11 protein-coding genes are annotated in these 11,817 nt (G+C 71.6%); 5 read left to right on the top strand and 6 right to left on the bottom strand.

All coding sequences use genetic code 11. The features are described 5' to 3' along the window. The first annotated feature begins 238 nt into the window (after positions 1–238). The 3 genes from QP119_RS09730 to metX all read left to right on the top strand — a co-directional run bounded on the left by QP119_RS09730 (position 239) and on the right by metX (position 5,730). Positions 239–2,911 (top strand): alpha/beta fold hydrolase, encoded by a 2,673-nt coding sequence (locus QP119_RS09730; protein ID WP_284775718.1) that lies wholly within the window; start codon positions 239–241, stop codon positions 2,909–2,911. Positions 2,912–3,108: 197 nt separating this feature from the next. After that, entirely contained in the window at positions 3,109–4,428 is a 1,320-nt protein-coding gene (locus QP119_RS09725; protein WP_284775715.1) for an O-acetylhomoserine/O-acetylserine sulfhydrylase, read from the top strand. A gap of 162 nt (positions 4,429–4,590) precedes the next feature. Continuing rightward, positions 4,591–5,730: a homoserine O-acetyltransferase MetX gene (metX, locus tag QP119_RS09720; RefSeq protein WP_284775713.1), complete on the top strand. Its 1,140-nt coding sequence runs from the start codon at positions 4,591–4,593 to the stop codon at positions 5,728–5,730. 65 nt (positions 5,731–5,795) lie between these two features. Here the strand turns inward: metX and QP119_RS09715 are convergent, their stop codons facing one another. Next, positions 5,796–6,146, bottom strand: a complete 351-nt coding sequence (locus tag QP119_RS09715) for a DUF3017 domain-containing protein (protein ID WP_284775711.1) — start codon at positions 6,144–6,146, stop codon at positions 5,796–5,798. A gap of 17 nt (positions 6,147–6,163) precedes the next feature. Continuing rightward, positions 6,164–7,024 (bottom strand): bifunctional methylenetetrahydrofolate dehydrogenase/methenyltetrahydrofolate cyclohydrolase, encoded by an 861-nt coding sequence (locus QP119_RS09710; protein ID WP_284775709.1) that lies wholly within the window; start codon positions 7,022–7,024, stop codon positions 6,164–6,166. Between the two features lie 121 nt (positions 7,025–7,145). On the opposite strand from QP119_RS09710, the gene QP119_RS09705 reads away from it, so the two are divergent. Continuing rightward, a complete protein-coding gene (locus QP119_RS09705) occupies positions 7,146–7,622 on the top strand; it encodes a tRNA (cytidine(34)-2'-O)-methyltransferase (RefSeq protein ID WP_284775707.1) in 477 nt (158 codons plus the stop codon). Positions 7,623–7,749: 127 nt separating this feature from the next. Here the strand turns inward: QP119_RS09705 and QP119_RS09700 are convergent, their stop codons facing one another. The 4 genes from QP119_RS09700 to QP119_RS11855 form a co-directional block, all read right to left on the bottom strand. After that, on the bottom strand, positions 7,750–9,354 hold the full coding sequence (locus QP119_RS09700; RefSeq protein ID WP_284775705.1) for a PH domain-containing protein: 1,605 nt from the start codon (positions 9,352–9,354) through the stop codon (positions 7,750–7,752). Beyond that, on the bottom strand, positions 9,351–9,800 hold the full coding sequence (locus QP119_RS09695; protein ID WP_284775764.1) for a PH domain-containing protein: 450 nt from the start codon (positions 9,798–9,800) through the stop codon (positions 9,351–9,353). The genes QP119_RS09700 and QP119_RS09695 overlap by 4 nt, the downstream gene beginning before the upstream one ends. Before the next feature lie 66 nt (positions 9,801–9,866). Beyond that, positions 9,867–10,901, bottom strand: coding sequence for an SLC13 family permease (locus QP119_RS09690; protein WP_423777798.1), 1,035 nt, complete (start codon positions 10,899–10,901; stop codon positions 9,867–9,869). Continuing rightward, on the bottom strand, positions 10,898–11,110 hold the full coding sequence (locus tag QP119_RS11855) for a hypothetical protein (protein WP_423777797.1): 213 nt from the start codon (positions 11,108–11,110) through the stop codon (positions 10,898–10,900). The genes QP119_RS09690 and QP119_RS11855 overlap by 4 nt, the downstream gene beginning before the upstream one ends. 7 nt (positions 11,111–11,117) lie before the next feature. On the opposite strand from QP119_RS11855, the gene QP119_RS09685 reads away from it, so the two are divergent. Then, a complete protein-coding gene (locus tag QP119_RS09685; RefSeq protein WP_284775703.1) occupies positions 11,118–11,360 on the top strand; it encodes a DUF4229 domain-containing protein in 243 nt (80 codons plus the stop codon). Positions 11,361–11,817 lie beyond the last annotated feature (457 nt).

Here is an 11,817-nt window from a genome sequence, read left to right as displayed (position 1 = left end):
CTCGGTCGGGGTGCCACTCACCCACAGTTCTCAATACGTGGGATATCTATCCCACTTAGGGAGAGACCATATAACACATGCCACTGACAGGGGAATTTCACTCCCCGTCACCCCCGGGCGCGGGTGCGGCGGGGCGGCGCCCAGCCGACCGTCAATTTCCGACGTCCCGGTGGTCGCCGTCGGCGGTTCCCACCCCGAAACACTGATATCGCCCACCAACATTCAATACACTCCGGGCATGGGAACCACCACGGGAACCGACACCGGAACCATCGACCGCCCGCTCGACCTGCTCATCGTCGGCGCGGGGCTCTCCGGGATCGACATGGCCCACCACGTCGCGGAGAACTTCCCCGACTGGGCGTGGGAGATCCACGACGTCCACTCCGACCTCGGCGGCACCTGGCACACCTTCCGCTACCCGGGCATCCGCTCGGACTCGGACATGGCGACCTTCGCCTTCCCCTTCAGGCCCTGGCCGCACAAGGGCACGCTGGGGCGCGGCGAGGACATCAAGGAGTACATCCGCGACGCCGCCCGCGAGTGCGGGGCGCTCGAGCGGCTGCACACCGACTCCTGGATAAAAAACTCCGACTGGCGCACGGACCTGAACCTCTACGCGGTCACCGCGGTCTCGGGCGGCAGCGCCGGCGACCCTGCCGACGCGCGCGACGCCTCCGACGCGGGCCACGACGCACCCGGCGCGCCCACCGAGCACACCATCTACGCCCGCCGCGTCCACTACGCCTCGGGCTACTACTCCCACGAGCACGGCCACCGCCCCCGCTTCCCCGGCGAGGAGGACTTCGCCGGCGAGATCATCCACCCGCAGAACTGGCCGGAGGACCTCGACGTCGCGGGCCGGCGCATCGTCGTCATCGGCTCCGGGGCCACGGCCATCACACTCGTGCCCGCCCTCGAGGAGGCCGGCGCGCAGGTGACCATGCTCCAGCGCAGCCCCAGCTACGTCGCCCCGCTACCCGAGGTCGACCTGATCAGCGGCTTCTGGAACCGCATCCTGCCGCGCACGCCGGCCTTCCGCGCGGCGCGTTTCCACCACGCGGTGCGCGACATGGGCCAGTACGTCATCGCCCAGCACCTGCCGTTCGTCTTCAAGACGGCGCTCAAGCTCATGCAGCGGCCGTTCCTCAGCCGCCGCGAGATCGACGAGCACTTCACGCCCCGCTACCGCCCCTGGGACCAGCGCGTGTGCAAGGCGCCGGGCGGGGACTTCTTCCGCGCGCTCAACGGCAACGCCCGCGTGGTCACCGACACCATCGACACGTTCACCCCGGCCGGGATCCGCACCTCCAGCGGCGAGGAGCTGGTGGCCGACCTGATCGTGACGGCCACGGGGCTCGACCTGGAGGCCTTCGGCGGCGGGACGCTCAGCATCGACGGCGAGGAGCTCCACCTTCCCGACCAGGTCTTCTACCGCGGCATCATGCTGGCCGGCCTGCCGAACTTCAGCTTCACCGTCGGCTACGTCAACGCGTCGTGGACGCTGCGCTCGGACATGGTCTCGCGCTACATGGTCCGGCTGTGGCGGACGGGCGAGGAGTTCTACGCGCCGGTGCTGCCGCCGGGGCGCCACGACCGCCCGCTCCTCGACTTCGACGCCGGCTACATCCGCCGCGCCATCGGCGACTTCCCCGCCCAGGGCGACCGCTCGCCGTGGCGCTACACGCAGAATTACCTGGTGGAACTTCCCGACCTCGCCCGCGGCGACCAGCGCGAGGACATGGCATTCGGCAAGCGTTGCCTCGAGCTGGTCGGCCGCGCCGCGCCCGGGCCGAAGGTGCGCTCGATCAGCAGCGAGGGTCGTTTCGTCGCCGCGGACCTGTCGGCGTTACCGCCCGCGGAGTTCGTGATTGCCGACGGGCGCAGCGTGCGCGTGCGCCGCGGTGGCCCGGCCACGTCCGGCGGTGCGGGCACGAGCGGCGCGGCCGGTGACGCGGGTGCCACGCCGGTCGCTGGCGCCTCCCGCGCCGGAGCCGACACCGGCGCCGACGCCGGCACCACTGGCGACCTCCCGCCTCTGGTTTTCATCCACGGCATCGGCCGCTCGCTGGAGGACTGGGACGACCAGGCGACACTGCTGGCCGGGCGCCGCCGCGTCATCGCCGTCGACATCCCGGGCTTCGGCCTGAGCGACCCGGCCGAACGCGTGACCGTCCCGGACACCGCGGCGCTCATCTGGCGGGTGCTCGAAGAGCTCGGCGAGGTCGACGCGCCCGACGCGCACGCCGCCGGGCACTCCCCCGCCGCAGCCGGCGACCGGCCGCGTCGCGTGTGCCTGGTGGGCAACTCGCTGGGCGGCGCGCTGTCGATGGAGATGACCACGCAGCACCCCGACCGCGTCGCGGCGGTCTGCCTGGTCGACCCCGCCGGCTTCGGCGACCGCGCCACCGACCTGCTGCGCCTGGTCGCGCTGCCGCTGGTCGGCGAGACGAACGCGAAACTGACCCGCCACCGCGTGCTCTACGAGCCGATCGAGCACCTCATCCTGCGCCGCCCCGGCTCGGTCACCCGCCACCGCCTCGGCGTGCAGCGCACGATCGGGCGCCACCCCGCCCGCGCGCGCACCTACCGCAACTTCGTCCGGGAGCTCGGCTCGGTGCGCGGCATCTCGAAGGACTGGTGCCACGACCTGGTCGACCGCTTCCGCCGCGCCGCCGCGGGCGTCCCCGTCCAGTTCGTCTGGGGCGACGCCGACAAGATCCTGCCCTACGCCCAGTTCCGCGCCGGGCTCGAGGAGCTTTCCGGCATCGTGGTGGACGCCGCCGTCTTCGACGGCGGCGGGCACATGCCGCAGCTGGAGTTCCCGGCCGAGTTCGCCGAGAACCTCCTCGGCTTCCTCGACCGCGCAGAGAGCGCCGCCGTCGCCCCGCGTGGCGCCGGAAAAATCTAGACCGAGCGTTTCATACCATGCAGTCCATTCAACGCGACCACCTGCGGTTTCAGAATTTCATTCACGAGGCCTTGCTATAGACCGCTTGGTTCACTAGGGTTGCTCACCACATCGCGCAGACACCACGATGCCCCGCCGGCCCACCGGGCCGACGGCGAGAAGTGACAAACGCAGCAGACCGGACAAGGAACCCGACAATGAGCACCAAGTACGACAACTCCGCCGCCGACCAGTGGAACTTCGAGACCCGTTCCATCCACGCCGGCCAGCCCGTCGAATCCGACACCGGCGCGCGTAACCAGCCGATCTACCTGACCTCCTCCTACGTCTTCGACTCCGCCGAGCACGCCAAGCAGCGCTTCGGCCTCGAGGACGCGGGCCCGATCTACTCGCGCCTGACCAACCCGACCACCGAGGTGCTCGAGAACCGCCTGGCCTCCCTCGAGGGCGGCACCCACGCCGTGGCCTTCGCCTCCGGCCAGGCCGCCGAGACCGCCACGATCCTCAACCTCGCCGGCGCCGGCGACCACATCGTGACCTCCCCGCGCCTCTACGGCGGCACCGAGACCCTCTTCCAGGTCACGCTGAACCGCCTCGGCATCGACGTCACCTTCGTCGAGGACCCGGACGACCCGGCCAGCTGGCAGGCCGCCGTCAAGGACAACACCAAGGCCTTCTACGGCGAGACCTTCGCCAACCCGCAGGCCGACGTCCTGGACATCCCCGCCATCGCCGAGGTCGCCCACGCCAACCAGGTGCCGCTGATCGTGGACAACACCATCGCCACCGCCGCCGTGGTCCGCCCGCTGGACCTGGGCGCGGACGTCGTCGTCGCCTCGCTGACGAAGTTCTACACCGGCAACGGCTCCGGCATCGGCGGCATCCTCGTCGACGGCGGCTCCTTCGACTGGACCGTCGAGCGCGACGGCAAGCCGGTCTTCCCGCACTTCGTCCAGCCCGACGAGGCCTACCACGGCCTGGTCTACTCCGAGCTCGGCGACGTCGCCTTCGGGATGAAGGCCCGCGCCGGCCTGCTGCGCGACACCGGCGCCACCCTCTCCCCCTTCAACGCCTGGGTGACCCTGCAGGGCCTGGACACCCTGAGCCTGCGCATCGAGCGCCACAACGAGAACGCCAAGAAGGCCGCGGAGTTCCTCGCCGGCCAGGACAAGGTCACCGACGTCTTCTACGCCGGCCTGCCGAGCTCCCCGTGGTACAAGGTCAAGGAGAAGCTCGGCCTGAAGTACACCGGTTCGGTGCTCAGCTTCAACATCGACGGCGGCAAGGACGCGGCCTGGCGCTTCATCGACGCGCTCAAGCTGCACTCCGACCTGGCCAACATCGGCGACGTGCGCTCCCTGGTCGTCCACCCGGCGACCACGACGCACTCCCAGTCCGACGAGCACGGCCTGGCCCGCGCCGGCATCTCCGAGTCGACGATCCGTCTGTCGGTGGGCATCGAGAACATCGACGACATCATCGCCGACCTCAAGCTCGGCTTCGACGCCATCGCGTAACCGCCCCCAATTTCCGACGTCCCGCCCCTCACCGCCCGCCGCACCCGTGCGGCGGGCGCGTGGCGCGCGGCACCCCGAATCCTTCCCGCCGCACCGCGGCCGCATAGCGCCACCCGCCTCCGCACCACCGCCCACATCCCGAATTCCGGACCAGGAGCCCCTGTGACACCGAATCTCGCCCGCCCCGGCGTGCTCGCCCGTCAACCCATCGGCGACTTCCGCACCGAGGCCGGTGCGACGATCCCGGAGGTCCACGTCGCCTACCAGCGGTGGGGCTCCTACCGCGTGAACGCCGACGGCAGCAGCAACGTCGTGCTCGTCGAGCACGCGCTGACCGGCGACTCCGACGCCGCGAGCTGGTGGGGCGACCTCGTCGGGCCGAACAAGGCCATCGACACCGACCGCTACTGCGTGATCTGCACCAACGTCATCGGCGGCTGTCAGGGCACCACCGGGCCCGGCTCGGCACACCCGGCCGACGGGCGGGCCTGGGGCTCGCGCTTCCCGGCGGTCTCGATCCGCGACCAGGTCGAGGTGGAGAAGCAGTTCCTCGACTCGCTGGGCATCACCAGCGTCTTCGCCGTCATCGGCGGCTCGATGGGCGGGGCGCGCAGCCTCGAGTGGTCCTACCTGCACCCCGAGGTCGTCAACGCGGCGGCCGTCTTCGCCGTCAGCGCCCGGGCGAGCGCCTGGCAGATCGGCATCCAGGGCGCGCAGATCGCCGCGATCGAGAACGACCCGAACTGGCACGGCGGCGACTACTACGACACCGGCGCCACCCCGAACGCCGGCCTGGCCACGGCGCGGCGCATCGCGCACCTGACCTACCGCGGCGAGCTCGAGATCGACGAGCGCTTCGGCACCACCCCGCAGAACGGCGAGAACCCGCTGGGCGCCTACCGCTCGGCCGGGCAGCGCTTCGCGGTGGAGAGCTACCTGGACTACCAGGCGCGCAAGCTGACCGCACGCTTCGACGCCGGCACCTACGCCGTGCTGACCGACTCACTGAACCGCCACGACATCGGCCGCGGCCGCGGGGGGCTCAACCGCGCCCTCAGCGAGATCACGGTGCCCACGCTCGTCGCGGGCGTGGACACGGACATCCTCTACCCGTACCACCAGCAGGAGCACCTCTCGCGCAACCTGGGCAACCTGCTGGGCATGGCCAAGATCGTCTCCCCCGTCGGCCACGACGCCTTCCTCACCGAGACCCGTCAGATGGACCGGATCCTGCGCAACTTCTTCGAGCAGGTCGACCCGGACGCCCCCGGCGCCGCGGGTCGCATCGAGTACCACATCTAGTACCCCACCCCGCGCCGACGCCGCACGTCACGCACCACGCCCCACGCGCGACGTCGGCAATCGGGTCAGCTGCCCAGCGCGTCCACCGACGCCGCCAGGAACGCCAGCAGCGCGCCGACGCCGGTGCAGAACGCGACGTCGAACCGCCGCGAGCGCACGGAGAACAGCCCGATCACGGAGTCGTCGCAGCAGGCCCGCATCACGGCCAGCCACAGGAACGCCGCGCCCAGCCCGAAGGTCGAGCGGCGCCAGTGCTCGGTCATCCCGAAGACGGCCACGACGACGAGCCCGACGAGAAAGACCGCCAGCATCGCCTGCTGGGCACGCCGCGACAGCCGCGAGGGCGGGTTCTCCCGGTCGTGCGGGTTGACCAGCGCCTCCTGTCGGCTCGCGGGGCGGATCGGGGTTTTAGCCACGGCGGCCAGGGTAGTCCTCAGTCGGCCAGGCCCGCGAGCCGCTCGGCGCGCTCGACGATGTTCTCCAGCAGGAAGGTGCGCGTCATCGGGCCCACGCCGCCCGGGTTCGGCGAGATCGCGCCGGCGACCTCCCAGCAGTCCGGGTGGACGTCGCCGGTGGTCTTGCCGTCGACGCGGGAGACGCCGACGTCGAGGATCGCGCAGCCCGGCTTGATCATGTCGGCGGTGAGCATGTGCGGGCGCCCGGCGGCGGCGACGATGACGTCGGCGGCGCGGGTCTCGGCGGCCAGGTCCCTGGTGCCGGTGTGGCACAGCGTGACGGTGGAGTTCTCGCTGCGGCGGGTGAGCATCAGGCCGATCGGGCGGCCGACGGTGATGCCGCGGCCGATGACGACGACCTTCGCGCCGTTCAGCTCCACGCCGAAGCGGCGCAGCAGCGCGATCGAGCCGTTGGGCGTGCACGGCAGCGGGGCGGGCTCGTTGAGCACGAGCTTGCCCAGGTTGACCGGGTGCAGGCCGTCGGCGTCCTTGGCCGGGTCGATGCGCTCGAGCACGGCGTTCTCGTCGAGCTGCTCCGGCAGCGGCAGCTGCACGATGTAGCCGGTGCAGGCGTCGTCGGCGTTGAGCTCGTCGATGACGGCGTTGAGTTCGTCCTGCGTGGTCTCGGCGGGCAGGTCCTTGCGGATGGACCGGATGCCGACCTCCTCGCAGTCGCGGTGCTTCATGCGCACGTAGTTCTGGCTGCCCGGATCCTCGCCGACGAGCACGGTCGCCAGCCCGGGGGTGATGCCCTTGTCCTTGAGCGCGGCCACCCGGGTCTTGAGGTCCTCGAGCAGCTCGGCGCGGAAGAGTTTGCCGTCCAGTTTGATCGCAGTCACGCCGCCCATTATGTCGCCGCCACGTGACCGGGACAACGCCCGGGGGTGTCCGGTGCCGCTTGACGACGTCGTGCGGGTCGCCGTGGGCGCGCCACGGGGCGCCGGCTCTAGACTTGCGGGCATGCCCGGAGCAGATCTGCACGTCATCTACGACAACCCCGTCATCCCCGGTAACACCGGCAACGCCATCCGCCTGTGCGCCAACACGGGGGCGACGCTGCACCTGGTCGAGCCGCTCGGCTTCGACTTCTCCGACAAGCACCTCAGGCGCGCCGGCCTCGACTACCACGATCTCGCCGACGTGCGCGTCCACCCCGAGCTCGACGCCTGCCTGGCCGACATCCCGGGCGCGCGGGTCTTCGCCTTCACCGGGCACGCCTCGACGTGGTTCGACACGGTGGAGTACCGGCCGGGCGACGCGCTGCTCTTCGGTACGGAGCCGACCGGGCTTCCCGAGGAGCACATGGCGCACCCGCGGGTGACCGCGCGGCTGCGCATCCCGATGCTGCCGGCGCGGCGGTCGATGAACCTGTCGAACTCGGCGGCCGTGGCGGTCTTCGAGGCCTGGCGGCAGCTCGGCTTCCCCGGCGCCGTGTAGAGCCCGATGGGCCGGGGCCACTCCGACGCGACGCGGGAGACCCGGCCAGGCCGCGAGGCCGGCTGGCGCCCGGCGGGCTGCCCGTTTCGGGCGTGACACCGGTGCCCCCACCCCGCGCCGCCGGGCGTCAGATCCGCTGGCCCGGCTGGCCCGGCTGGCCCGTGCCGGTAAGCGCGGGCAGCCGGCGGTCGCGGAGCTTCTCGACGAGCGCCTCCGCGTCCGCGTGCGCCAGATCGCGGCCCTTCATGTAGACCGGCCCGGGCACGAGGTCGAGGCGCACGGTGGCCAGGCCCAGCAGGCGCTGGATGGGCCCGTGGGTCAGCGAGAGCTCCTGGATGTGGGCCGTCTCGATCGTCTCGACGGTGCGGCCGACGCGGCCGTGGTGGGTGATCACGCGGCCCTCGGCGAGGGTGACGGACTGCCGCCGGCGGTCGATCGGCGAGACCCACCGGGCGATCGCGGGGCTGGTGAACTGTGGCTCGCCGTGGCCCTCGGGGGCGGCGACCCGCTCGATCGTCTCGGGGTCCATGCCGGTGATCTCGGCGAAGACGGCCAGCGCGGTCTCCCGGGAGCCGACCGGCAGCACGGTCGAGGTCGACTCCGCCTTGGAGTTCAGCGGGCCGCCGTAGCCGGCGACGCTGACCTGGACCCGCCACCAGCCGACCAGGCGCCACAGCGGGGTCTGGGAGACCTTCACCGCGTGCACCCGGTCGAGCGGCACCGCCTGGCGGCGGCGCTCGGTCAGGCCGTAGTTGAGGTGGAGGACGCGGTCGGCGTCGTCGATCTTGGCGGTGAACAGCCACGAGGTGTTGAGCACACGCCACACCGACGGGATCACGGCGAGCAGCACGCCGATGACCGTGGCGTTCGCGATCGGGGTGGCGACCAGCAGGACCGTGGCGACCACGCCGACGACCGTGTTGGTCGACAGCGCGGCGGCGCCCAGCGCACGCCGCGCGGGGATCTCGTCGACGAGCCCGCGCAGCCGGTCCTCGTCGACCGGCCCGGCCGGCGCGACGGCACCGCTCCCCTGCCCCGCCCAGCCGGCGGATGCGCTCGTGTCCGCGCCCCGGTCGCGGTTCCCAGAGCTTGCGGCACTCGCCGCGCCGGGCCCAACCGGTGCGCCGGCTGGCCGCGCATCGGTGAGGGAACCACCGGAGGGGTGGGACGGGACGTCGGCAATTGAGCCGCCGCGCACCCGCGCCAGGAGGTCGCGGCGCAGCTCCTCGGCGACCGTGCGCGGCAGGTAGAGGATGTCGATGTGCGAGTCGGTGCCGCCGGCGGTCTCGACCTTGACCGAGGCGAGGCCGAAGAGGCGCGGGATGAGCGGCTCGGCGACGTCGACGGCCTGGACGCGGTCGAAACGCGCGGTGCGCAGCTGCCGGTTGAGCACGCCGCGGCGCAGCTCGACCTCCTCGTCGGTGATGCGGTAGCCCGTCGCGCGCCACCAGATTCCCGAGACCAGCCAGATCAGCCCGCAGACCACCACGACCGCGCCAAGCGCCGCCGGCAGGATCCACCAGGGGCCGCCGTGGAGCAGGCCCCACAGCGCGACGTAGACGGAGGCCTCGACGTTGACGGCCACCGCGGCGGCCAAGGCGAGCAGCGCGGTCCAGGCGCGCAGCAGCGGCGTAGCGCGGTGGACGCGGTGCCAGCCGGCGTCGGCGTCGGTGCCGGGCGCCTCGTCGTCTGCCGCGTCGTCGTGTGCGTCGCGGGCGTGACGTGCGCTCACAGGCCGCTCATCCTCTCGCGCGCCTTGACGGCCAGGCGCTCGCGCAGGGCGTCGGCCTCGGCGGCGGGCAGCCCCTCGACTGTGGCGTCGGAGGTCGAGGACGCCGTGTTCAGCGTGACGGTCTTCATGCCCAGCCAGCGCTCGATCGGCCCGTTGGTCACGTCGACGTACTGGATGCGCCCGTACGGCACGACGGTGAACGTGTGCCACATGCGGCCCTTGGTGATCAGCAGCTCGTCGTCGGTCTCGAGCCAGCCGAGCAGGCGCACCTGCGCGGGGATGATCCAGGCCTGCCAGACGGTCAGTGCGGCGAAGACGCCCGCGCCGATCCACCACCACGGCGAGACGACCACCCCGAGCACGACGAAGACGATGAGCGGCACGACCAGCCACGGCATGCGGCCGAGGTAGCGCGCCCGGGTCAGCTTCGGGGATACGGGGTTCATGCCCCGCGCGGCGGCGTCCTTCATGGGCACCATGGTGGCACACGGGGCGTCGGCAATCACGCGCGGTCAGCCCAGCATGCTGAAGGCGAACGCGGCGAGCACCAGCGCGGCGGAGAACGCCCAGGCGATCGGGACGGCGAGCTTGATGTAGCGGCCCATGTTCGCGCCGCCGGCCAGACCGAGCGCGAGCCACAGCGCCGGCGAGAACGGCGAGACGAAGGTGCCGATGACGTTGCCGATGATCAGCGCCAGCGCCGTGGCCATGCCGGAGACGCCGAAGCTGGCGGCGGTCTCCTGGACGATGGGCAGCACGGAGAAGTAGTAGGCGTCGGTGGAGGTCAGCAGGTTCAGCGGCACGCCGAGGAGGCGGACGATGACGTGCAGGTACGGCCCGACGGCGGCCGGCAGCACCGAGACGAGGCTCAGGGCGATCTGCTCGAGCATGCCGGTCTCGTTGAGCACGCCGAGGAACATGGCGGCGGCGATGATGATGCCGGCCATCGACAGGGCGTTGGGCGCGTGGCGGCGCAGGACCTTGGACTGGGAGTGGGAGTCGGGGAAGTTGATCAGCAGCGCCAGGGTGGTGGCGATGAGGAAGGTCGGGGCGGGCGGCAGGAGGCCGGCGAGCAGGATGACCAGGGCGACGAGCACGACGGCGACGTTGGCGACGGTGCAGGCCGTGCCGGTGCGGTAGCTGTAGCCCTCCTCGCGGCGCTCCTCGTCCTGCTGGGCCTGGGAGGCCTCGACGTCGGCGGTGGCGGCGCCGCGGGCGGCGATGCGGCGGCGCCGCTGCAGGCCGAGCCCGGCGGCGACGACGAGCACGAGCACGACCGCCACGCCCTGGATGGGCAGCAGCCGCAGCCAGATGTCGCTGGGTTCCTGGGCGATGACGGCGCCGGCGCGGCCGAGCGGGCCGGCCCACGGCACCATGTTCATCACGGAGGCGGCCAGGGCGACGATGACGATGGTGATCAGGATGTAGCGGGAGATGCCGAGCGCGCGGTAGAGCGGCAGCAGCGCGGGGATGGTCAGCAGGAAGGTCGTGGAGCCGGAGCCGTCGAGGTGGGCGACGATGCCGATGGCGGCGGTGCCGGTGGTCACGGCGACGACGTTGCCGCGGGGGCGCGGATGAGCGCCTTGATCACCGGGGTGAACGGGCCGACGTCCTGGAGGATGCCGAAGAAGATGATCGCGAAGATGAACATCACGACGACGTTCATCACCGAGTCGAGGCCCTCGGCGAAGAAGTCGCCGATGTCTCCGGGGCCGTGGCCGGTGACGAGCGCGCCGACCAGCGGCACGAGCGTCATCGGGACGATGGGGCTGGCGCGACTCGGGCTGTTCCTGGCGCTGACGGTGGTCATCCAGCTCGCGGCGTGGCTGATCGGGGCGCCCGTGCCGCTGGTGATGTCGGCGCTGCTGGCGCTGCTGGTGGCGTTCCCGCTGTCGATGCTGATCTTCCCGCGCATGCGCGTCGAGGCCACGCAGGCCGTCGCCGCCCGCCACGAGCGCGGGAAGCAGCGCAAGGAGTGGATCCGCGAGGAGCTCGCCGGGCGCTGAGCCCCGATTGCCGACGTCCCGTCGCGTCCCTCGGCGGTTCCGTCCGGGTGGGTGCGGGCGCGGTCGTTGCACTCCCGCGCCCCGGTGACGCCCGCTCTGATCCCCTACTCCCCTACGCTGCGCCAGCTGCTGTGTGCGGACAATCCTCCGTCTTCCCTGACCACTAGCAGAAGTAGGCCCCTCCCCGCGCCCTGTACCAGAAATAGGTAACCCCGTGCGGCGGCCTGCAAGGCCTCCTGTGGACCGCGCCCCGCACTCCACAAGCAGGACGCAGTCCCCTCGCGCACCGTTTGTGCGCCCGTCATGCTGGGGCCCATGAACCTGCTCGACCAACTCATCACGGTCACCCGGCAAGGCATAGACCTCGCCGAAGCCGCCCGAGGCATGAGCAAACACCAACTCACCGACTTAGGTGTGCTGCCCATGGACGCCCAGAAGATCGCCCGAGTGGCCCGCA

It is taken from the genome of Corynebacterium frankenforstense, from assembly GCF_030211955.1.
GTDB classification, from domain to species: Bacteria; Actinomycetota; Actinomycetes; order Mycobacteriales; family Mycobacteriaceae; genus Corynebacterium; species Corynebacterium frankenforstense_A.
Note: the sequence above shows the minus strand (reverse complement) of the source record. Positions and strands in the feature narration are given on the sequence as shown.